20 protein-coding genes and 1 riboswitch are annotated in these 20,209 nt (G+C 70.4%); of the genes, 11 read left to right on the top strand and 9 right to left on the bottom strand.

Annotation, left to right across the window (positions count from 1 at the left end; genetic code table 11):
• Window positions 1–103 precede the first annotated feature (103 nt).
• The gene (locus B3G12_RS08520; RefSeq protein ID WP_244944898.1) at window positions 104–1,183 is read left to right on the top strand and encodes a permease; all 1,080 of its coding nucleotides are present in this window, start codon (window positions 104–106) and stop codon (window positions 1,181–1,183) included.
• Here the strand turns inward: B3G12_RS08520 and B3G12_RS08515 are convergent.
• A complete protein-coding gene (locus tag B3G12_RS08515) occupies window positions 1,149–1,691 on the bottom strand; it encodes a GNAT family N-acetyltransferase (RefSeq protein ID WP_145011898.1) in 543 nt (180 codons plus the stop codon). The genes B3G12_RS08520 and B3G12_RS08515 overlap by 35 nt on opposite strands.
• A 111-nt stretch (window positions 1,692–1,802) precedes the next feature.
• Here B3G12_RS08515 and B3G12_RS08510 point away from each other — a divergent pair, with 111 nt between their 5' ends.
• A complete protein-coding gene (locus B3G12_RS08510) occupies window positions 1,803–2,168 on the top strand; it encodes an SdpI family protein (protein ID WP_290499900.1) in 366 nt (121 codons plus the stop codon).
• 104 nt (window positions 2,169–2,272) lie between these two features.
• Here B3G12_RS08510 and B3G12_RS08505 read toward each other — a convergent pair whose 3' ends face one another.
• Window positions 2,273–2,905: a hypothetical protein gene (locus B3G12_RS08505; RefSeq protein ID WP_144941300.1), complete on the bottom strand. Its 633-nt coding sequence runs from the start codon at window positions 2,903–2,905 to the stop codon at window positions 2,273–2,275.
• 9 nt (window positions 2,906–2,914) lie between these two features.
• On the bottom strand, window positions 2,915–3,208 hold the full coding sequence (locus B3G12_RS08500) for a putative quinol monooxygenase (RefSeq protein ID WP_144941302.1): 294 nt from the start codon (window positions 3,206–3,208) through the stop codon (window positions 2,915–2,917).
• Between the two features lie 218 nt (window positions 3,209–3,426).
• On the opposite strand from B3G12_RS08500, the gene B3G12_RS08495 reads away from it, so the two are divergent.
• From B3G12_RS08495 to B3G12_RS08485, 3 genes are all read left to right on the top strand, one after another.
• Window positions 3,427–3,717: a hypothetical protein gene (locus B3G12_RS08495; RefSeq protein WP_144941626.1), complete on the top strand. Its 291-nt coding sequence runs from the start codon at window positions 3,427–3,429 to the stop codon at window positions 3,715–3,717.
• Window positions 3,718–3,868: 151 nt separating this feature from the next.
• Complete coding sequence (locus B3G12_RS08490; RefSeq protein ID WP_144941305.1) at window positions 3,869–4,870, top strand: ABC transporter ATP-binding protein; 1,002 nt, start codon at window positions 3,869–3,871, stop codon at window positions 4,868–4,870.
• Window positions 4,867–5,661, top strand: coding sequence for a hypothetical protein (locus tag B3G12_RS08485; RefSeq protein WP_144941307.1), 795 nt, complete (start codon window positions 4,867–4,869; stop codon window positions 5,659–5,661). Before B3G12_RS08490 ends, B3G12_RS08485 begins: the two co-directional genes overlap by 4 nt.
• 152 nt (window positions 5,662–5,813) lie before the next feature.
• On the opposite strand, the gene B3G12_RS08480 is transcribed toward B3G12_RS08485, so the two are convergent.
• The 4 genes from B3G12_RS08480 to B3G12_RS08465 all read right to left on the bottom strand — a co-directional run bounded on the left by B3G12_RS08480 (window position 5,814) and on the right by B3G12_RS08465 (window position 9,842).
• Window positions 5,814–7,454, bottom strand: a complete 1,641-nt coding sequence (locus B3G12_RS08480) for an ABC transporter permease (RefSeq protein ID WP_144941309.1) — start codon at window positions 7,452–7,454, stop codon at window positions 5,814–5,816.
• Window positions 7,451–8,284 (bottom strand): molybdate ABC transporter substrate-binding protein, encoded by an 834-nt coding sequence (gene modA, locus B3G12_RS08475; protein WP_290499899.1) that lies wholly within the window; start codon window positions 8,282–8,284, stop codon window positions 7,451–7,453. The genes B3G12_RS08480 and modA overlap by 4 nt, the downstream gene beginning before the upstream one ends.
• Entirely contained in the window at window positions 8,284–8,685 is a 402-nt protein-coding gene (locus B3G12_RS08470) for a TOBE domain-containing protein (protein WP_144941314.1), read from the bottom strand. The genes modA and B3G12_RS08470 overlap by 1 nt, the downstream gene beginning before the upstream one ends.
• Window positions 8,686–9,059: 374 nt before the next feature.
• A complete protein-coding gene (locus B3G12_RS08465) occupies window positions 9,060–9,842 on the bottom strand; it encodes an enoyl-CoA hydratase (RefSeq protein WP_144941316.1) in 783 nt (260 codons plus the stop codon).
• A 156-nt stretch (window positions 9,843–9,998) separates the two neighbouring features.
• Here B3G12_RS08465 and nadE point away from each other — a divergent pair, with 156 nt between their 5' ends.
• Window positions 9,999–10,826 (top strand): ammonia-dependent NAD(+) synthetase, encoded by an 828-nt coding sequence (nadE, locus tag B3G12_RS08460; RefSeq protein ID WP_290499898.1) that lies wholly within the window; start codon window positions 9,999–10,001, stop codon window positions 10,824–10,826.
• Window positions 10,827–11,046: 220 nt separating this feature from the next.
• On the opposite strand, the gene nhaA is transcribed toward nadE, so the two are convergent.
• Window positions 11,047–12,438, bottom strand: a complete 1,392-nt coding sequence (gene nhaA / locus B3G12_RS08455) for a Na+/H+ antiporter NhaA (RefSeq protein WP_290499897.1) — start codon at window positions 12,436–12,438, stop codon at window positions 11,047–11,049.
• 207 nt (window positions 12,439–12,645) lie between these two features.
• Here nhaA and B3G12_RS08450 point away from each other — a divergent pair, with 207 nt between their 5' ends.
• The 3 genes from B3G12_RS08450 to B3G12_RS08440 all read left to right on the top strand — a co-directional run bounded on the left by B3G12_RS08450 (window position 12,646) and on the right by B3G12_RS08440 (window position 15,761).
• Window positions 12,646–12,867 carry a hypothetical protein gene (locus B3G12_RS08450; protein ID WP_290499896.1) on the top strand — a complete coding sequence of 74 codons (222 nt, stop codon included), beginning with the start codon at window positions 12,646–12,648 and terminating at the stop codon, window positions 12,865–12,867.
• Window positions 12,868–13,384: 517 nt separating this feature from the next.
• Window positions 13,385–13,519, top strand: a riboswitch (TPP riboswitch).
• Between the two features lie 45 nt (window positions 13,520–13,564).
• Window positions 13,565–14,329 (top strand): 3-oxoacyl-ACP reductase, encoded by a 765-nt coding sequence (locus B3G12_RS08445; protein ID WP_290499895.1) that lies wholly within the window; start codon window positions 13,565–13,567, stop codon window positions 14,327–14,329.
• 1 nt (window position 14,330) lies between these two features.
• Window positions 14,331–15,761 carry an LLM class flavin-dependent oxidoreductase gene (locus B3G12_RS08440; RefSeq protein ID WP_290499894.1) on the top strand — a complete coding sequence of 477 codons (1,431 nt, stop codon included), beginning with the start codon at window positions 14,331–14,333 and terminating at the stop codon, window positions 15,759–15,761.
• A gap of 180 nt (window positions 15,762–15,941) precedes the next feature.
• Here B3G12_RS08440 and B3G12_RS08435 read toward each other — a convergent pair whose 3' ends face one another.
• The gene (locus tag B3G12_RS08435; RefSeq protein ID WP_290499893.1) at window positions 15,942–17,201 is read right to left on the bottom strand and encodes a phospholipase D-like domain-containing protein; all 1,260 of its coding nucleotides are present in this window, start codon (window positions 17,199–17,201) and stop codon (window positions 15,942–15,944) included.
• Window positions 17,202–17,353: 152 nt separating this feature from the next.
• On the opposite strand from B3G12_RS08435, the gene B3G12_RS08430 reads away from it, so the two are divergent.
• Window positions 17,354–18,160 (top strand): exodeoxyribonuclease III, encoded by an 807-nt coding sequence (locus B3G12_RS08430; RefSeq protein WP_055086002.1) that lies wholly within the window; start codon window positions 17,354–17,356, stop codon window positions 18,158–18,160.
• 2 nt (window positions 18,161–18,162) lie between these two features.
• Entirely contained in the window at window positions 18,163–19,173 is a 1,011-nt protein-coding gene (locus B3G12_RS08425; RefSeq protein WP_290499892.1) for a hypothetical protein, read from the top strand.
• Window positions 19,174–20,209 lie beyond the last annotated feature (1,036 nt).

The raw sequence follows: 20,209 nt of genomic DNA, 5'->3' as shown, positions 1-20,209 counted from the left end.
AGGAGGCCGCCCGCGCGGAAGCGAGCCTCGGGCGTAGGCTGAGCCGGCGGCGTCGCCTCCGGTGACGACATCGCGCCCAGTCCCCGCCCCGAAAGGCTCCCCGGTGAGCACCACCATCACGCCCCTCGATCCCCCCGAGGCCGCCACCCCCGCCCGTGCGAAACGCATGGGCTGGGCAGGACTCGCCCTCACTCTGGTGATCCTGGTGGCCGGGCTGCTGTGGGCCAAGTGGCTCCCGTACGACCTCAAGGGCCACAAGCTGGCCGAGACCGGCGTGTGGGGCGGCGAGGCGATCTTCGGCGCGGCCGGTTCCACTCTGTCCTTGCAGGGCGCGTTCGACTTCACGGTGGTCTACCTCAAGGCCGTGTGGAAGGCCGCGCTCGTCGCCCTTCTGGTGGCCGCCGCACTGGAGTCCCTGGTGCCGCGCCGCTGGCTGCTGCGGGCGCTGAGCCGCAGAACGTCCTGGGGACAGGGCATCTCGGGAGCGCTGCTCGCTCTGCCCAGCATGATGTGCACGTGCTGCACCGCCCCCGTGGCCATCGGCCTGCGGCGTTCCGGGGCGCCGGCGGGGGCCACCGTGGCGTACTGGCTGGCCAATCCGCTGCTCAATCCTGCAGTGCTGGTATTTCTGGGACTCACCATGTCCTGGCCGTTCGTAACCACGCGCGTGGTCGTGGGCATCGTGGTGGTCCTGATTGCGGCCGTGCTCGTGAGCCGACGCTTCTCCACCGTGCAGGTCGAGACCCCCGAGACCCTGCCCTCCGACCCGCGGACGTGGGGCGAGATGCTCTCCCGCTTCGGCAGGGCACTTGGCCTCTACCTGATGGTCCTGGTCCCGGAGTACGTGCTCCTGGTGGTGCTCGTCGGGTTCTTCTCCGGATGGCTCTCGGACTTCGCGGCCCTGAGCCAGCACGCCGGGCCGCTCGCACTGCTCCTGGTGGGCGTGATCGGTGCGGCACTGGTGATCCCCACGGGCGGCGAGATCCCCGTGGTCGTGGGTCTCACCGCCGCAGGCGCCGGCTACGGCGTGGCCGGGGTCCTGCTCATCACGCTGCCCGGGCTGAGCATTCCGTCCATCGTGATGGTCGCCCGCCACTTCGGGATCCGCACCACCCTGCTCGTCACCGGGTGGGTTGTGGTGGGCGGCCTCATCGCGGCCGGGCTCCTGGTGGCACTGGGCTGACGACGCCGCTCGCTCCGGCTACCTCGGCAGTGGCCCCCACCCACCTGACCTCGCCCTCCACCGCAAGACCAGTGGGCGCCATTCCCAGACCACGCGCCACCCGTTGAGAGGCCGCATGGTCCGGGTGGATGTGCGCCACGATCCCCTCGACGCCGTGATCGCGCAGCTCCCCCACCAGGAGTGCCGCCGCTCGGCGCGCGTATCCGCGCCCCTGCCACGGGACCCCGATGACCCAGGCGATCTCCGCAGGTGAGCCGTCCAGCGGAACGGTGGCCTGCACGTAGCCCACCGCCTGTTCCCCCGGTCCCACCACCACGATGCGGTTGAGCCACAGCTCGGTCCCGTCTGAAGATCGGCCACGGGTCTGCACCGCGTACTGCCCCTCCAGGCCCTCAACGCTCGGAGGTTCGCCGCCCGTGTACCGGTACAGCGCGGGATCGGCCAGGACCAACGCCATCTCAGGGGCATCGGTCGCGCTCAGAGGCCGGAGGGCAAGTGAGGTCGTCATGGGTCGAATTTATCGCCCCGGCAATCTCCAGGTGGCCCCTGGAGGGTTTACATCACCGGCATCCCCAGTCGTGGGTGACCGCCACGAGTTCGCTGGGATATCCTCCCTCCCATGGACGAGTCCAGCGGGGGAGCCCTCATTGGCATCGTCATGTCCGTGGTGGTGTTCGGGATCCTCTTCATGGTCACCCGCATGGGAGCCAGCGGGGAGATGGGGCGCAACGGCGCCGTGGGCATCCGCACCAGGGCCACGAAGCGCAGTGACGCCGCATGGCGCGCCGGTCATGCCGCAGCCCTCCCCGTGGTCAGAAGCGCGTGCCTTGTGATCCTGGTTCTCGACCTGGTGTGTCTGGCCTTGATCTTCCTGGGCCCCGCGAGTCTGGTTCCGTGGCTCGGGGTCATACCGTCGGTAGCAATTCTGGCCGCGGCTGTTACCCCTGTTCTCGCGGCCAAGAAGGGTGCCGACGGCGCCGCCTGAGTTCCAGCGTTGAGCTCCTCGCGCGAGCACGGCAGAGCCGTGATCTGGGGCGGTCCGTCCAGGTGGGGTGCGGCGGCGTCGTACTCCGGAACGGCGCCGTAGGATCACCCCGCGACGAGCGCGTAGATCCCGCCCAGGAACACCACCCCGTAGGCGGAACCCGCCACCAGCTGCGGCCACGTGTGCGCGCCCAGGATGCGGCGGCTCACGCAGACGGCCACCGCCACGGGGATGAAGAGCAGGCCCCACGGCCCCCACGCGACGGGCAGGATCACCGCGGTGCCGCCCATCATCATGCCGTGCACCGAGATCTTCCACCACGGGCTCACCAGGGCTACCACCGCGCTCGCGGCGAGCGTGGCGGTGAGCAGGCCCGTGATCTCCACGGGCCCGTGGAACGCGAGAGTCACGGCGAGGAACGCCGCCACCAGCAGGAACGTTCCGACCATCACTGGGCGGCGGTGCTCCTTGACGCTCACGTGGTGGTCGGTGAGCACACCCCGGCGCGCCAGCACAGTGACCGTGGCGAGTGAGACCCCGCAGACCGCCAGCGCCGCCATCACGCCCCACAGCAGTGCCCCGAGGCTCCTGTGCACGGTCCACGGCAGGACCACCAGCAGCGCGGCCAGCACGAGCGGCGCCTGGAAGACCTCGCTGAGGACAAGGGCCCACGCGGGCCCTCGTTCAGCCGGGGCAGGATCCGGGCGCGGCGGCATTGTCTCCTCGTGGTTGGTCACGTGTGGCGGTCAGAAGTCGAGCGTCTCGTAGGTCTTGTGCGCACGCTCCGCCAGGGCGGGGATCGCCTGGCTTGTTCCCCACTGGTCGAAGTGCTCGGAGCTCACATGGGCCGTGAACGCATCCTTGTCCGTGTACACCTCGAAGATGCGGAACACGGCAGGCTCCTCCGGGCTCTGGTACGCCTGGTAGTAGAGGTTCCCGGGCTCCTGGCGAGCGGCCGGGGAGAGGTGGGAGAGCGCGTCACGCACGGTGTCCTCCTCTCCGGGCTTCGCAGTCCAGGTGGCGCTGCAGACGAAGGCCATGGGTTGTCCTCTCTCGATGTTGACGCCGGACGGTCACCGGCCCGACTCATGCTACCGACCCGGAGGCGGGCGCCGGACGGCGGGGGCTCGTTCTGCAATCACGCCGCCGACCGGCGCAGTCTCCACCCCTTGTCGAACACCTCGAGGCGGGCGAAGATCGTGGGACCAGCCGTCCCCCCAAGAGGAACGACCCCGTGTCCACGCCGACGACCGTTCGCATGTTCAACGAATACGGCTGCAGCTGGCCGTTCTGGGGAGAGGAAGGTCTCCTGGACCAGGAGAACTTCCCCCTCCCGCCGGAACTGACCCGAGACGTCCTGGCGTGGACCCGGAACTTCAAGCAGCACTTCGACCACGAGAGGGGCTGGCCCACGCCGGAGCAGCGGGAGGCCAGCCGCTGCGAGGGCGAACGACTCGCGGAGAGGGTGCAAGACGCGGTGGGCCCAGAGGTCACCATCGACCTGCACCTGTGGGAGGTGCATGTCGACGAACCACGTCTGCCTCGGTGAAGGCGGGTCGTCCGCTCACCCTCCGAGCGTGCCTGAGAACCCTGTCTGCGTGAGTTCGTCGACACTCCTCTCCTGACGCACCGTTCTACGAGACTCGCCCTCATCCCCCACCTCCGCCGTCCCACCCCGTTCGGCCGTCAGGATGGAGAGCATGATTCGCATCGAGCACCTCACCAAGCGCTACGGCGGATTCACCGCGGTGCACGACATCTCGTTCGTGGCACAGCCCGGCCGGGTCACCGGTTTCCTTGGGCCCAACGGCGCCGGGAAGTCCACGGCACTGCGGATGCTCACCGGTCTCACGCCGGCCAGCTCGGGCGAGGCGCTCGTGCTCGGCCGCCGCTACGCCGAGCTGCCCAACCCCAGCCGGCACGTGGGCGTGATGCTCGACGCCGCCGCGCAGCACCCCGGGCGCACCGGCCGCGAGGTGCTGCAGCTCGCCGCCACCATCACGGGTGCGGGTAAGGCACGGGTGGACGAGATGCTGGACCTCGTGGGGCTGGAGCCCTCCGAGGCACGCCGCCGCGTGAAGAACTACTCCCTGGGCATGCGCCAGCGCCTCGGGCTCGCGGGCGCACTGATGGGGAAACCCCAGGTGCTCGTGCTCGACGAACCCGCCAACGGCCTGGACCCCGCCGGCATCCGCTGGATGCGTGGCCTGCTCCGGGACTTCGCGGACCAGGGCGGCACCGTGCTGCTGAGTTCGCACCTGCTGCACGAGGTGGAGCAGGTCGCGGACGACCTCGTGATGATCGGCCACGGCCGGATCGTCGCCCAGGGCAGCATGGCGGACCTGCTCACCACGCGCCCCGGCTGCGTGGCCGACGCCGAGGACCGCCCGGCCTTCGCCACCGCGCTCAGCGCCGCGGGCATCGCCTTCTCGGGACGCGCGGACGGTGCCGCCGAGATCGAGGCCGACGCCGCCCGCGTGGGTCGCGTGGCGCTCGACGCCGGTGTGCCCCTCACCCTGCTGCGCCCCGCGGACGGCACCCGGCTGGAGGACATGTTCCTGCAGCTCACCGCGGACACCGCCCGCGACGAGCAGGGGCGCGGAACGCCCGCACCCGGCGCGGCGGCGTCGTCCGCCACCACACCGCCCGCGCAGCCGTCACCCGCCCAGGGATTGTCCGCCCGAGAGGAGCCCACCGCATGAGCACCGCAACCACCACCACGGCCCCGTGGGGCCACGCCGAACCGACGGGCCGCGGGCTCTCGTTCCTCACCCTGCTGCGCGTCGAGCTGCGCAAACAGGTGGACACGCGCGCCGGGCGCGGTCTGCTGATCGCCATCGGCGTGCTCACCGCCCTCGCGCTGGGGCTCGCCACCTGGCTGACCCGCGAGCAGGGCGCCGACCTCCCCGGGCTGTTCGTCGTGACGTTGACGCCGCAGGGGCTGCTGCTGCCCGTGCTGGGGATCATCACGGCGTGCAACGAGTGGAGTCAGCGCACCGCCCTGATCACGTTCACGCAGGAACCCCGCCGGCTCCGTGTGGTGCTCGCCAAGCTCCTCGCGGCACTCGTCCTGGGGACGATCGCCCTCGCGGCCGCGTGGGTCCTGGCGCTGACCGCTCACCTGATCTCCGCCGGTCTCTCCGGCAGCCCGGTGAACATCGACCTCGCTCCCGGTCAGCTGGCGGGCCAGTGGCTCAGCCAGATGCTCGCCCTCCTGCAGGGTGTGGCGTTCGGGCTGGCGCTGCTGTCCGTGCCCCTGGCGATCGTCGCGTACTTCGTCCTGCCCATCCTGCACTCGGCAGCTGCCCTGATGGTGCCCGCGCTGCATGATCTCGGCGCGTGGGTGAGCATCACCGCGGCCTCCGCCCCGCTCATGGAGGGAGTGGACCTCACCGCCACGGAGTGGGGTCAGCTGGGAACGTCCTCGCTGCTGTGGATCGGGGTGCCGCTGCTGATCGGCATCTGGCGGGTGCTCACCCGCGAAGTGAAGTAGGGGCCCCGGCACCCCCGCGGGTGATCGCAAGGGGAGATCAGCCCTCGCAGGGCTGACGGCCAGGGCTTGTCCGGCACAGCGGACATCGATGTCCTCCGTACGTACGAGGACCGGCCCTGACCTGTGGAACAGGCGGGCCGGTCATGGTGAAATTACGTCGTCTCAGCCTGGTGCGACCGGCCATTCCCACCACGGATGACCCGATCCATCCGCACCACCCGGTCCGCGAGCTCGGCGACGTCCGCGTCGTCATGCGTGACCACCACCGCGGTGCGCCCGGCCAGCACGCGTTTCAGCACCTCGCGCATCCGCGGGCGGGCGGCCACGTCCAGTGCGCTCATGGGCTCGTCCAGCAAAATCACGCGCGGGTCCGCGGCCAGCACGCGTGCGATCGCCACGCGCTGCGCCTGGCCTCCCGAGAGCTCGTCCGGGTGCCGCTGCGCGAACTCCTCTGCATCCACCTCCCGCAGCCACGCCCGCGCACGACGCCGCCCTTCCGCCCTCCCTTCCCCGCTCGCCCGCGGCCCGAACGCCACGTTGTCCAGCACGCTCAGGTGGGGGAACAGGAGGGGCTCCTGCGCCATGAGGGCCACCCCGCGGCGGTGCGCCGGGACCCACACGGGCCGGCTTCCGGTGCCTGCCCGCACCACACACCGCTCCCCCACGTGGACCGCACCGCCGTCCGGTGCCACCATTCCGGCGATCACGCCGAGCACCGTGGACTTCCCCACCCCGTTGGGCCCGAGCAGCGCCACGGTGGCGCCCGGTTCCACGGTGAACTCGGCAGCTGCATGCCGTTGCTCGTGAAGCACGTCCACGCGCAGCCCGATGGTGTTGTGGGACCCCTGCGCCGGACTGCCAGCTGCGACCGTGGCCGGCGCGGCAGGGACCCCCTCGGCGGAGGCCGCTGCAGCGGCGTCTGCGCGCGGCTCAGGATCGGTCTTACCGTTCGGCGCACCGGCGCCATCCCGCCCGAACCACCGGGTGAGGTTCGCGCGGAAGCCGGCGCCGCGGCGTCGTCGTGCGGGGGCGCTGAGGCTCACGACCAGCAGCGCGACCAGGACGAGCAGCAGTGAGAGGGCCACGGCCGCGTCGGGGTCGGTCTCGCGCTGCAGGTAGATCTCCAGCGGGAGCGTGCGGGTGACACCTTCCAGACTGCCCGCGAACGTGAGGGTGGCGCCGAACTCGCCCAGGCAGCGCGCGAAGGACAGCGCGGCGCCGGAGAGCACGGCGGGCAGGGTGACGGGCAGCGTCACGCGGAAGAGCGTGCGCGTGGGCGAGGCGCCCAGGCCAGCGGCGATCTGCTCGTAGCGGGTGCCCGTGGTGCGCAGTGCGCCCTCCAGTGAGACCACAAGGAACGGAAGTGCCACGAAGGTCTGCGCGAGCACCACCGCCGTGGTGGAGAACGCGATGTCCACCCCCAGTGCGCCCAGGGGACGCCCCAGGAATCCCATGCGCCCGAACGTGTAGAGCAGCGCGATGCCGCCCACCACCGGGGGCAGCACGAGCGGAAGCAGCACCAGCGACCGGAACACGGTGAGGCCCCGGGCCGTGGACCGCGCCAGCACCAGGGCCAGCGGGCAACCCAGGACCACGGACAGCACGGTGGAGACCACCGCCGTGCGCAGGCTCAGCCACAGCGCGGCGAGCGAGGACTCACTCGTGAGCAGCTCCCCCAGGTGCGCCCAGTCGATGCGCAGCAGCATCCCCACCAGGGGCAGCAGGATGAGCAGGGCACCCACGCCCGCCGGGAGCAGCACCCACCGCGGGGTGGCGGAGAAGCCGCGCGTCACGGGGTGCCGAAGCCCGCGTCCTTCAGCACCTTCTGCCCGCGCTCACCCGTGACCAGGTCCACGAACTGCGCGGCGAGCTCCGGCTGCTCGGACTTGTTCAGTGCCACGATCGGGTACTTGTTGATCGCCTCGTCCGTCTTGGGGATCTCGATAGTGGTGACCTTGTCCCCGGCAGCCTTGGCATCCGTGACGTACACGATCCCGGCGTCCGCCTGGCCGCTGGTGACCTTGCCGAGCACGTCCGTCACGGCGTTCTCCTGGCTCACGGGCTTGAGCTCCACACCGTTGGCCTTCTCCACCTTCTGCGTGGCGGCGCCGCACGGCACCTCGGGCGCGCACGTGACGAGCTTGACCTTCTTATCCAGCACGTCCTGGACGCTCGTGATCCCCGCCGGGTTGTCCTTGGGCACCACGAGGGTCAGCACGTTGGTCGCGAAGATCTTCGGCTCCCCCTGGGCGAGGTCCGCGTCCGTGAGCTTCTTCATGTTCTTCTGGTCCGCGGAGGCGAACACGTCCGCGGGTGCGCCCTCGGTGAGCTGCTGCACGAGCCCCGAGGATCCGCCGTAGTTCACGTCCACGTGCACGCCGGGGTGGTCCTTCTCGAACTCGTCGGACAACTGGTCGAAGGACTGGGTCAGGGACGCCGCCGCGGACACCCGCAGGGTCTTGTCCCCGCCCCCGGCCTTCGAGGACGACGCCGATGCGTCACCTGCCCCGCTCTGCCCACCGCAGCCGGTGAGCACCAGGGCACCCAGACCCGCAGCGGCCACGAGGGCCGTGAGTCGGCGTTTACCCGCGGTGCCCGGTGTCTTCCGCTCTGCGCGCGCCATCACTTGCGCCCCTCCGTCTCCACGATCACTGCGGTGGACTTCACCACGGCAGTGGCCACGGATCCCGGTTCGAGCCCGAGGTCCTCCACCGCCTCCGTGCTCATGAGGGACACGATCCGGTGCGGACCGCACTGCAGCTCCACCTGGGACATCACGGGGTCGGACTTCACCGCGGTCACCAGCCCCACCAGCCTGTTCCGGGCCGAGCTGCCCACCTTCGCGGGGTCCTCGGGGCTCACGGCATTGCGGCGGGCAAGCTGCGCGAGCTGCGCCCCGTCCACCACGGTGTGCCCCGCAGAGTTCTTGTGCCCGGTGAGCGCGCCCTGCTCGATCCACCGCCGCACGGTGTCGTCGCTGACGCCCAGGAAGGTGGCCGCCCGGGCCACGCGGAGGAAGGTCATGGACACACCCTATCCGCAGCTGCGGGTCATAGGTACGAAGAGGACCGCAGATGCGGGGACAGTCCGTGGTCACGGGCTCACGGAGTCGGCCTGGCGCCCTTCCGATGCTGACTGGCGGAGCAAGTGCACGCAACGGCCCGGATGTCGACGTTTGCTCCGTTGGTGCACGCCCCCGGAAAACCGCCCACATCTCGCCTCCACCCCCGCGCAAGAACGGAGCAAACGCACCAGAACCGCTCAATTTCTGCATCTGCTCCGTTGTTGCGACCGCCGCCGGGCAGCACGACGGCGCCGCTCCCGGGCCTCCCCCGGAACGGCGCCGTCGATGAGTGTCACCGGGTGGTGCACCACCCCGCGCGGTGCACCTCTGGTGCTCACTCGTGGGAGAAGTTCGGCTTCCGCTTCTCCGTGAAGGCCGCCATGCCCTCCTTCTGGTCCGCAGTGGAGAACAGCCCGTGGAACACGCGGCGCTCGTACTGCAGGCCGGCGGCCAGGGTGGTCTCGTACGCGGTGTTCACCGTCTCCACGGCGTGCTGTGCCACCGGCTTGGACATGCCGGCGATCGTCGTGGCGACCTCGAGCGCGGTGTCCATGAGGGAGTCGGCGGGGACCACTCGGGAGACGAGTCCGGAGCGTTCCGCCTCCTCGGCGTCCATCTGGCGGCCGGTGAGAATGAGGTCCATCGCCTTGGCCTTGCCCACCGCACGGGTGAGCCGCTGCGTGCCGCCCATACCGGGGATGACGCCCAGGGTGATCTCCGGCTGCCCGAACTTGGCGGTGTCCGCGGCGATGATCATGTCGCACATCATGGCCGCCTCGCAGCCACCGCCCAGGGCGTAGCCCGCGACCGCCGCGATCTTCGGCGTGCGCAGCCGGGCGAAGGTGTCCCACGCGGAGAAGAAGTCCTCGCGGTACATGTCCGAACCGGTCTTGGAGCCCATCTCCTTGATGTCAGCACCCGCGGCGAACGCCTTCTCGGAGCCGGTGAGGACGATCGCGCCGATCTCCGGATCGCGGTCCAGGTCGGTGGCGGCCGCCACGAGCTCGGTCATGGTCTGCTCGTTCAGCGCGTTCAGCGCCTTGGGGCGGTTCAGCGCAATCACGCCCACGCGTCCCTCGCGGCGGACCAGGATGGTGTCGTAGGTGTTCTCAGTCATGTGACCAGCATCTCACGACCCCGCCGTGCCCCGCCTCACACCGCCCCGTGCCTGGCGCGCGTCGGAGCAGGCGCACGTGCGGCGTCGTCGTCATCTGCGGGGGGGGGGGGAGTGGGACGTGACGTGCCGGAAACACGCGGTCGCTAGCATGGCGGCATGCGTGAATTTCAGGCACAGATCATCGCCGAACTCGGGGTGGCCCCGCGGATCGACCCGGAGACGGAGGCAGCGCGGCGCGTCGACTTCCTGTGCGACTACCTCCAGGCGACGCACACCAGGGGCTTCGTGCTGGGCATCAGCGGCGGCGTGGACTCCACGCTCGCGGGTCGGCTCGCGCAGCTGGCCGTGGAGAAGCTGCGCGAGGACGAGATCCCTGCGGAGTTCGTGGCCATGCGCCTGCCGTACCGCACCCAGCAGGACGAGGACGACGCCCAGGCCGCCCTCGCCTTCATCGAGCCGGACCGGGTGGTCACGTATGACGTCGCGCCGGCCGTCGACGGGTTCGAGGCCGCCTACGCCGCCGCCACCGGTGAGCAGCTCAGCGACTTCACACGCGGCAACACCAAGGCCCGCGTGCGCATGACCGCGCAGTACGCGGTGGGCGGGGACCACAACCTGCTGGTGATCGGCACGGACCACGCGGCGGAGTCCATCACCGGGTTCTTCACCAAGTTCGGGGACGGCGGCGCGGACCTCCTGCCGCTGGCCGGGCTGAACAAGCGGCAGAACCGGCAGCTGCTGGAGTACCTGGGAGCCTCGGAGCAGCTGGTCGGGAAGGTCCCCACCGCGGACCTGCTCAACGACAACCCCGGCCGCACGGACGAGGACGAGCTGGGCCTCACGTACGAGGACATCGACGACTACCTCGAGGGCAAGGACGTCCACGTGGAGGTCGCGGAGAAGCTGGAGCAGATCTTCCTGCGCTCCCGCCACAAGCGCACCGTGCCAGTGACCCCGGCGGATGCGTGGTGGCGGGAGGGCTGAGCCCGCTCCCGTTCAGCGCCGACGACGCCGAGCGGGTTGTGCCCGGCGGCGTCACTCACTGGGGGCCCCGGTGATGCGGGCCCTCAGCGCGTCGTGGAGTGCCATGGCACGGCTCCGTTCCACGCGATCCGACCTCGCGACTGACACAGTTTCGGCCCCGGGAAGCGCCCGGCACATGCCCTCCGCAACGACCACCGCAGGGGACGGAAGCCCCCGGTCCCTACGCCTCTGCGGCGTCGTTCCCGAACACCCGGGGTGACGCGCTGCGGTAGCGGCGGTTGCGGACCGCCAGCACACCGCCGGCCAGCACGGCCGCCAGGACCGAGGCGGTCAGCACGGCCACCTTGGCCTGGTCACCGGCGGCCGCGGACGGGTCGAAGCTGAGCTCCGAGATCAGCAGAGACACCGTGAACCCGATGCCGGCCAGCAGCGCGATCCCCACCAGGTCGATCCACCGGTAGGACGGATCCAGCTTCCGCCCGGTGAGCACGGTGGTGAGCCACGTGGCGGCAATGATGCCCAGCGGCTTGCCCAGGACGAGGCCCGCGATGGTGCCGAGCGTGACGGGGGCGGCGAGCGCCGTCGTCAATCCGTCCCAGCCGCCCACCGCGACGCCCGCGGAGAAGAACGCGAAGACCGGCACCGCGAACCCGGCGGACAGGGGCCGGACGCGGTGCTCCAGGTGCTCGGCGAGCTCCACGGGCTCCCCGGAGGCCTTCCCCGCGAGGACGGGGACGGCGAAACCGAGCAGCACGCCCGCGACCGTGGCGTGGATCCCCGCCTCGTGGACCAGGGCCCACGTGATCACGGCCAGCGGCACCAGGATCGCCCAGGCGGCCCACGTGCGGTGCGCGAAGAAGCGGGGGAAGCGGTGCGCCAGGAGCCCGAACACGGCCAGCGGGACGAGCGCGAGGAGCAGCGGGAGCACGTGCACCTCGTCGGTGTAGAAGACCGCGATGATCGTGATGGCCAGCAGGTCGTCCACCACGGCAAGCGTGAGCAGGAAGAGGCGGAGCGCGCTGGGCAGGTGCGAGCCCACGATCGCGAGCACCGCCACTGCAAACGCGATATCGGTGGCGGTGGGGATCGCCCAGCCGCCCAGGGTCTCGGGGTTCGTCGCGTTGACCGCCGCGTAGATCAGCGCGGGGACGACGACGCCGCCCACGGCCGCCGCGATCGGCACCGCCGCCTTCCCGAGGTCCCGCAGGTCACCCGCGACGAACTCGCGCTTGAGCTCGAGGCCCACGAGGAAGAAGAAGATGGCGAGCAGCCCGTCCGCGGCCCAGGTGCCGAGGCTGAGGTTCAGGTTCCACGGCTCGTAGCCGACCTCGAGGTCCCGCAGCTGGAAGTAGGAGTCGGCGGCGGGCGAGTTGGCCCAGACGAGGGCGATGACGGCGGCGACCACCAGGAGGATGCCGGCCACGGTCTCGCGGCGCAGGACGTCCTGGAGTCGGGAGAGGGCGCCGCCCGCGGGGTGGTCAGGCTCGCACGTGGGCTCAGGATGGTTGAAGAAACCGGGCTCCGAGACGAAGCCGGAGGGCTCTTCCTGCACCACGGGCTCCGGGGATCCGGGCTCACGGTGGGCAGGGGTGGTCGTGTGGTGCAGGGGCATGGACTACTCCAATGTCGACGGGCATCACGCTCATTACCGCCGACCAGACTTCCCGGCACACCAGCCAGCAAGAGTAGCAGGGCGCTTTTGGGTGGCGCACCCGGGGCGGCTTTCAGAAAGGCGGTCCCGCAGCAACCCACTCGGCTTCTCTGTCGCTGCGACCCGGGACACGAGACGATCTGGCAGTGACCTGCCTACGGTGGGGGCATGCTGAAACGGAAATCGGTGGGCTTGCTGATCCAGGGGTCCGCGATGGTGGCCCTCTTCCTGATCACTTTCATTGGAGCGCGGGAATCATGGCTGCTCATGACCCTGGAACTGCTTTTCGCCGTCATCTTTTTCACCAAGGCGGTGCAAGAACGGCGTGCAGAAGTCGCGGCACAGCGCCGTCGAGCGGCGCGCCGCCCCGCGAGCAACGGCCTGTCTTGACCGAGCTGCCACCGGCAGGACCGGTTATACCGGACTGCGGTGCGGCTGTGGCTTGGAAACACGAGCCAACATCAGGCTGATTCCCCACAGGAACAGGACCAGCAGCGGTACGAGAGTCATCATGGACGGCTCGTCCACGACTGTCACGCCGCCCACGTTCTCCCAGGTGCATGTGTGGCCCAGTGGCACCCAGCTCCACTCCGGCTCACCGTAGATCGAGCTTCCGTCGCCCAGTTCGCAGGACAGGGATCCGGAGTACACGAGTCGCTCCGCCACAAGCCCTCCGACCCAGGCGAGTACCGCTGCGAGCCACAGCACCCATCCAACGTTCCTTGCCCGCGAAGCGGCTGTTCGGTGTGACATTCGCCCGTCTCCGTTCTGGCTGCCGTGCCCCTCCGCCGAGCGCGCTGCCGGTTATTTGGTCTCGCCACTTTCCTATCAGGGTTCCCTGCGACCCCATCCTTCCCGGTCAATCCGCTCACTTGATCCTCGCCAAACCTCCCTGACTACACTGACCACCAGTGACACGGGGTGCCGCCACCCTTCCCTCCAGCCCCACCGGGCGCACGGAGCGTGAAGCCAAGGCGGCTGAGATGACACCCGTCGAACCTGTCCAGTTAGTACTGGCGAAGGGATGTCACGGTCGCACCGCGCAGGTGGCGCACCGCTTTCTTCGCCGTGAGCCACAGGAGTGAGCATGCGGATCGAGAACGCCATCGTCCTGGTCACCGGCGGAGCCCGTGGGCTCGGGGAGCACCTCAGCCGGGCATTCGCGCGCGAGGGTGCGCGCGTCGTCGTGAACTACCACGCGAGCGAGGACCGCGCCCGGGCGCTGGTCCGTGAGCTCGGGGAGGACAGGGCGCTCGCCGTCCAGGCGGACGTGACCGATGCCCACCAGGTGCGGGACATGGTCACCCAGGCCCGGGAGCACTTCGGCGCGCCGATCACGGTGGCCGTGAACAACGCCCTGGTGGACTTCAGCTTCAACGGGGACGCCCGCCCCACCCTGGAGCACCTGACCGCCGAGAACCTCACGCAGCAGTTCCACGGCGCCGTGGTGGGCGCCCTCAACGTGATGCAGGCGGTCACCCCGGGCATGGGCCAGGCCGGTGAGGGGCGCATCATCAACATCGGCACCAACCTCTTCCAGAACCCGGTGGTCCCCTACCACGACTACACCGCCGCGAAGGCCGCCCTGCTCGCGCTCACCCGCACCGCCGCCAAGGACCTCGGCCCGCAGGGCATCACCGTGAACATGATCTCCGGTGGCCTGCTGCGCACCACGGACGCGAGCGCCGCCACCCCGGACGAGGTCTTCGACTTCATCGCCGCCGGCACCCCCCTGGGCCGCGTGACCACCCCTGAGGAGTTCGCGAACACCGCCCTGTTCTTCGCCTCGGACTGGTCCCGCGGGGTCACCGGCCAGAACCTGGTGGTCGACGGCGGGCTGGTGATGGACTGACATGGCCGTCCCCTCCCCGCACGACGACGCCGCCCAGCCCGGTCCCGCGCGCACGGCACCTGCCGGGGGCGCGGCGTCGGCAACCACCCCCGAAGCCGGGCCGACGCTCGGGACGGCCGCTGCGGCGTCGTCGACAACAAAGACACCGGCCCGCCGCCTCCACCTCAACGCGTTCCTCTACGGCGCCGGCCACCACCAGGCGGCGTGGCGCGCCCCGAACTCCTCGGTGCACCGCCTCACGGACATCACCTACTACGAGGAACTCGCGCAGACCGCCGAGCGTGGCCTGTTCGACGCCGTGTTCTTCGCGGACGGCCACAGCGTGGGCGACGTCTCCGGCGGTCCGGTCTGGGCACTGGAACCGCTCACGGCGCTGTCCGCGATGGCGCGCGCCACCGAGCGCATCGGCCTGGTGTGCACGGTCTCTTCCACGTTCTTCGCCCCGTTCCACGCGGCCCGGATGCTCGCATCCCTGGACCACATCTCGGGCGGCCGGGCGGGCTGGAACGTGGTGACCTCCATGTGGGATGCGGAAGCCCGCAACCACGGCTACCGGGCCATGCCGCCCAAGGACGAGCGCTACGAGCGCGCCCGCGAGTTCGTGCAGGTGGCCCGCGCCCTGTGGGCCAGCTGGGACGAAGACGCCGTCACCGCGGACCCCGAGGGCCAGTGGGCGGACCCCTCCAAGCTGCACCGCCTGGACCACGAGGGCCGCCACTTCCTGGTGGACGGACCCCTCACGGTCCCGCGCTCCCCGCAGGGCGAGCCGGTGCTGTTCCAGGCCGGTGCGTCCGGGCCCGGCAAGGCCCTGGCCGGGGACTACGCGGAGGGGATCTACGCCGTGGCCTACGACCTCCCGGCCGCCCAGGAGTACTACTCCTCGGTCAAGGCGGAGGTCGCGCGGGCCGGCCGCGATCCGGAGTCCGTGGCCGTGATGCCCGGGCTGGTCACCTACGTGGGCCGCACCCACGAGGAGGCCCTCGCCAAGCAGGACCGCGTGGACCGGCTGCTGCCCGTGGAGCAGTCCCTCGCGCAGCTCTCCACGTTCGTGGAGCAGGACTGCTCCCAGCGGGAGCTGGACGCGCCCGTTCCCCCGCTGCCGCCCCTGGAGAAGTTCACCGGTCCGCAGGGGCGCTACGGCACCATCCTGCGCATCGTCGAGGCCGAGAACCCCACCGTCCGGCAGCTGCTCGGGCGCCTGGCCGCCGGCGGCGGGCACTGCACCATGGTGGGCACGCCGCAGAGCATCGCCGACCAGATGCAGGAGTGGCTGGAGAAGGGTGGTGCGGACGGCTTCAACCTCATGCCGCCCGTGCAGCCGGACTCCCTCGCCGATTTCGTGGACCTCGTGGTCCCGGAGCTGCAGCGCCGCGGCCTGTTCCGCACCGAGTACACCGCCACCACGCTGCGCGGTCACCTCTCGCAGGTCTGAGCCGGGCAGGACGACGCCGCCGCGCCCCGTTCGTGGGGCGCGGCGGCGTCGTGCGGAGACGAGCAGGCGGATCCTGGCTCCGGGTGGAGGCCCGGGTGGAGGCGCAGATCGGGCCCCGGCGACGAGGCGACCGGCGTGGGTGCCGGAACGCGGCGGCGTCGTCCCCTCAGGTCTCCCGGATCACATCAGGGGCCGCAGCGGCGCGAGCACCACCTCGGCCACCCGCGCCATGGGGTGGCGGTCACGCCACGCCGGCGAGGTCAGCTCGTCGCAGTGTGTGCTGTCCGAGAGGAAGACCTTCTCCATCTCCGCGGCGAAGTCCTTGTCCACGATCTCCACGTTGGTCTCGTAGTTGAAGGACAGGGAGAGCCGGTCCAGGTTGGCGGTGCCCACGGTGGACCACTCGCCGTCGATCGTGGCGGTCTTGGAGTGGATCATGCACGCCGCATACAGCAGGATGGTCACCCCGGCCTCCAGCAGCTGGCCGTAGAAGCCCCGGGAGACCCAGTCCGCCACGATGTGGTTCGAGTCCTTGGGCACCATGATCCGCACGTCCACACCGCGGCGGGCGGCGGCCAGGAGCGTGTCCAGGATCTGCTGGTCCGGCACGAAGTACGGGGTGTTGATCCAGATGTGGTCCCTGGCCCGCTCGATCGCGCTCAAGTACATGCCGCGGATGGGATACACCAGCTGGATGGGGAGGTTCGGCGAGACGCGCACCTCCGGATCCCAGTTCTTGGGCGGGATCCACTCGATCGCGTGCTCCGGGGCGCGGTGCTCGTTCCACACGGCAGCGATGGCGTTGCGCAGTCCCCACACCGCCGGGCCGATCTCCCGGATGTGGGTGTCGCGCCAGTGCCGGGAGTACATCGAGCCGATGTTGAAGCCGCCCACGAAGCCGATGTTGTCGTCCACCACCAGGATCTTCGAGTGGCACAGCCCCGAGAAGCGCAGGGGGCCCTTCCAGAACGGACGCCGCACCGCGGGGACGCGGAAGACGTCCACCTTCTCGGAGAACCGGTAGAACGAGTGCGGCACCACGGTGTTCGCGAACCCGTCGTAGATCACGAAGACCTTCACGCCCCGCTCGGCCGCACGGTTCATGCCGTCGAGGAAGCGCTGCCCGATCTCGTCGCCCTTCCAGATGAACGTCTCCATGTGGATCGAGCGCTCGGCACCGTCGATCGCCTCGAGCATGTCCTCGTACACGTCCTCACCGGAGGTGTAGACGGTCATTGCGGAGTCCTGCACCTGCGCGGTGTACGTGCCCGGGCGAGGAGCATCACGCTGCTTGCGCCCGCGCTGCTTCCACCAGTCGACGCCCACGAGGGACGCAACCACCACGGCCTGCGCCCCGAGCAGCGAGGCCGCCCCCACTCCCGCGGCCTTGAGGATGATCCGACGTTCCCTGATCTCGGCTAGCGCCCGCATTGCGTTCATGACGCCACAGTAGTGCCGCTCACCCCGCAGCCACCACGGTTTCGGGGGCGCCGCCTGGGAGTCGTCCTGGATCCGAGGGTGCGCGGCCCTCCCGACGACGACGTCGCACGGCTGGTTTCTCAGGGCCCGCGCGGGTGGCTACCGTGGGGAGCATGAGAATCGCCACGTGGAACGTGAACTCCATCCGTGCCCGCGCCGACCGCATCGAGGCGTGGCTCGACCGTTCGGACGTGGACGTCCTGGCCATCCAGGAGACCAAGGCCAAGGACGAGAACTTCCCGTGGGAGCTCTTCGAGTTCGCGGGCTACGAGGTGGCGCACTTCGGCGTGAACCAGTGGAACGGCGTCGCCATCGCCTCCCGCGTGGGGCTCAAGGACGTGGAGCGAACCTTCCCTGACCAGCCCACGTTCGGCAAGCCCGGCCAGGAGCCCGCCCAGGAGGCCCGGGCGATCGCCGCCACGTGCGACGGCGTGCGGATCTGGTCCCTCTACGTGCCCAACGGGCGCGGGCTGGAGGATCCCCACATGCCGTACAAGCTCGAGTGGCTGCGGGTGCTCGAGGGCCACGCCAGGCAGTGGGTGCAGGACGATCCGGACGCGCAGATCGCCCTGGTGGGCGACTGGAACGTGGCCCCGCGGGACGAGGACGTGTGGGACATCCAGCTCTTCAAGGACGGCGGATACACGCACGTCAGCGAGCCGGAACGCGCGGCGTTCAACGCGTTTGTCGAGGACGCCGGCTACCAGGACGTAGTCCGGCCCCGCCATCCCGGCCCCGGTGTCTACACCTACTGGGACTACACACAGCTGCGCTTCCCCAAGAAAGAGGGCATGCGCATCGACTTCCAGCTGTGCTCCCCCGCCCTGGCCGCTCGGGTGACGGACGCGTGGATCGACCGTGACGAGCGCAAGGGCAAGGGCGCGTCCGACCACGCACCCGTCGTGATCGAGATCGACTGACCGTGCCCCTCCTCAACGTGGGCAGCGCGTACCGCAGCGTCACCGGTTCACCCATCCGCTTCGCCCTGCGGATCTACGTGCCCCAGCAGGAGCTCGACGCGGCCTACGCCCCTGGCATCCCCCGCGCCATGGACCCGTTCACGGCCGGGGTGCACGAGTTCTCCGAGCAGCTCGCCCGGCTCGCCGACACCACCCAGCCCCTGCTTCCGCCCGCACACGAACCGCTGTGGACCATGCCGTTCTCCACCGCACCGGCCGGGGCGCGGCGTGTGGCCTCGGGCCGTGGGGGGGACTTCCCGGTCTTCCACCCCGCCCAGCGGCTTCGACGCTCCCTGCGCCTGTTCACCGCCGCCGAGGACGAGAACAGCGCCCAGCTGCTCCCCCTGCTCGTTCCCGAGAAACAGGTTGAGGCGGCCGCCAAGGCCACTTCTCGTGAGGCGTTCCTGCCCGTCTACACGCGGGAGTCCGCCTACGTGGTGCCCCTCGCGTGGTTCGCCGCGTTCGAGCCCGAGGACCACGTGTCCTCCCACCACTCGGGCCACGAGGTGCACCGGTTGATAGTCCCCGCGGACACCGCCGCGGCCCGGGTGGCTGGGGCCGCCCGGGCCGTGGAGGACGCCGCCCGATCCGTCACGCGGATGTCACGCTCCTCCGGGGCCGCCCGGGGCCCGGCCGGCGAGGACCTGTCCAGGGAGGATCCGTCCGGTGAGAATCCTTCCGGGGCGGGCCCGTCCGACGAGGTCGGAGACGTCCCCGAAGAGGCGCAGCAGGCCGCCGCGTTCGCGCAGGACCTCACCCGCCTCGGACGCTGGCTGGATGCGTTCAGCCCCGACTCCCTGCTCTGCCTGGACTACGGTTCGGTGGCGGACCGGATCCAGCCCGACGAGAGCCCCCGGGACGTGTCCGACGCCGTGGAGCTGCTGCGCGAGGGCGACTTCGGCTCCGCCACCGCGGCGCTGCGCCGCATCTTCGTGCGCTGGGCTCCGCTGGCCCACCTGCAGCAGGCGAACTGACACGCGGCGGGGGCGACGGCGCCGTCGCCCCCCCCCCCGCGTTTGCTCCCCTAGTGCAAAATCCGGCCCGGAAATTGGCATTAGCTCAGTTTTTGCAGGAGGCCGGCGGCGGGCACATGGGGAGGAGGGGTGACGCGTCGCACGGGCTGGGGTGCTTCTGCTCCAGGACAGGCCCCGTCGCACACGATTCACCCATGTGTCCCGGCGGGCTGGTGAGCGCAGGTCGTCCCCGGTGAGCAGCGAGACGTCCCACCCTGCATCCCGCAGCAGCGAGATCCGGTGCATCTCGCCACGGTACTGCGCGACCTCCCTGGCGTGGACGGCGCCGTTGAACTCCACCGCCACACGCGCGTCCTGCCAGGCGCGCCAGGACCTCCAGCGGATGCACGATCTGCGTTTCCCACGGTCCGGGAAGAGCGGCGAACCAACGGGACTCCGCGATCCGCACGCTGTCCCGCTGGGACTGGATCCGGTGTGTGGTCCAGAGCAGCTCCACCCGCTGCCCGGTCGCCGCGAGCCCCTCGCTGTTCGCGCTCCTCCGGGTCAGAACACTCGCAGAACGGCCACGTCCGAGTGCCACCTCCACCCACGGATCCGTTCCGCCCACCGGCATGCGCATCAGATCGAGTGCGCTCACACCGCTCACCAGAGGCCCCGAATCCGGCCCCGCGAGGTGCTTCTGCCGCAGCAGCGCCCCCTCAGAAAGCGTCAACGGTTCCCTTCGAAGCATCCAGAGCCCCCGCGCGAGGCGCTGGATCTGAGGATTCTTCACGAATTGCGAGGCCCGGCTGCCCGTCTCCGCGGTGGTGACCACATGACGCTCGACGGGGAACCCCACGAGATGCTGCTGGCACGGCCCCGTGCTCGGACTGTAGATGCTCGCAAGGGGAGACAGGAGACGTGGTCCACAGCCGCCGTCGCCCGCCACCCGCACCCCACCCGCTGCTTTGACGGAGCAAATGCGCTTTGAGACCCCTCGATCTGCATCAGCGGAGCACATGCACGTGAGGGTGGGCGGGGCCGCGGCGTAGCCTGG

Source organism: Kocuria sp. UBA5001 (assembly GCF_002398425.1).
GTDB classification, from domain to species: Bacteria; Actinomycetota; Actinomycetes; order Actinomycetales; family Micrococcaceae; genus Kocuria; species Kocuria salsicia.
The sequence above is the reverse complement of the archived record's forward strand: the minus strand, read 5'-3'. Positions and strand labels throughout refer to the sequence as shown.

What these genes read in the sequence shown, in the direction of transcription:
- B3G12_RS08515 (WP_145011898.1), bottom strand. Translation starts at nt 1,691, where the DNA reads ATGACGACCTCACTTGCCCTCCGGCCTCTGAGCGCGACCGATGCCCCT.
- B3G12_RS08510 (WP_290499900.1), top strand. Translation starts at nt 1,803, where the DNA reads ATGGACGAGTCCAGCGGGGGAGCCCTCATTGGCATCGTCATGTCCGTG.
- B3G12_RS08500 (WP_144941302.1), bottom strand. Translation starts at nt 3,208, where the DNA reads ATGGCCTTCGTCTGCAGCGCCACCTGGACTGCGAAGCCCGGAGAGGAG.
- B3G12_RS08495 (WP_144941626.1), top strand. Translation starts at nt 3,427, where the DNA reads ATGTTCAACGAATACGGCTGCAGCTGGCCGTTCTGGGGAGAGGAAGGT.
- B3G12_RS08490 (WP_144941305.1), top strand. Translation starts at nt 3,869, where the DNA reads ATGATTCGCATCGAGCACCTCACCAAGCGCTACGGCGGATTCACCGCG.
- B3G12_RS08485 (WP_144941307.1), top strand. Translation starts at nt 4,867, where the DNA reads ATGAGCACCGCAACCACCACCACGGCCCCGTGGGGCCACGCCGAACCG.
- modA (WP_290499899.1), bottom strand. Translation starts at nt 8,284, where the DNA reads ATGGCGCGCGCAGAGCGGAAGACACCGGGCACCGCGGGTAAACGCCGA.
- B3G12_RS08470 (WP_144941314.1), bottom strand. Translation starts at nt 8,685, where the DNA reads ATGACCTTCCTCCGCGTGGCCCGGGCGGCCACCTTCCTGGGCGTCAGC.
- B3G12_RS08465 (WP_144941316.1), bottom strand. Translation starts at nt 9,842, where the DNA reads ATGACTGAGAACACCTACGACACCATCCTGGTCCGCCGCGAGGGACGC.
- nadE (WP_290499898.1), top strand. Translation starts at nt 9,999, where the DNA reads ATGCGTGAATTTCAGGCACAGATCATCGCCGAACTCGGGGTGGCCCCG.
- nhaA (WP_290499897.1), bottom strand. Translation starts at nt 12,438, where the DNA reads ATGCCCCTGCACCACACGACCACCCCTGCCCACCGTGAGCCCGGATCC.
- B3G12_RS08450 (WP_290499896.1), top strand. Translation starts at nt 12,646, where the DNA reads ATGCTGAAACGGAAATCGGTGGGCTTGCTGATCCAGGGGTCCGCGATG.
- B3G12_RS08445 (WP_290499895.1), top strand. Translation starts at nt 13,565, where the DNA reads ATGCGGATCGAGAACGCCATCGTCCTGGTCACCGGCGGAGCCCGTGGG.
- B3G12_RS08440 (WP_290499894.1), top strand. Translation starts at nt 14,331, where the DNA reads ATGGCCGTCCCCTCCCCGCACGACGACGCCGCCCAGCCCGGTCCCGCG.
- B3G12_RS08435 (WP_290499893.1), bottom strand. Translation starts at nt 17,201, where the DNA reads ATGAACGCAATGCGGGCGCTAGCCGAGATCAGGGAACGTCGGATCATC.
- B3G12_RS08430 (WP_055086002.1), top strand. Translation starts at nt 17,354, where the DNA reads ATGAGAATCGCCACGTGGAACGTGAACTCCATCCGTGCCCGCGCCGAC.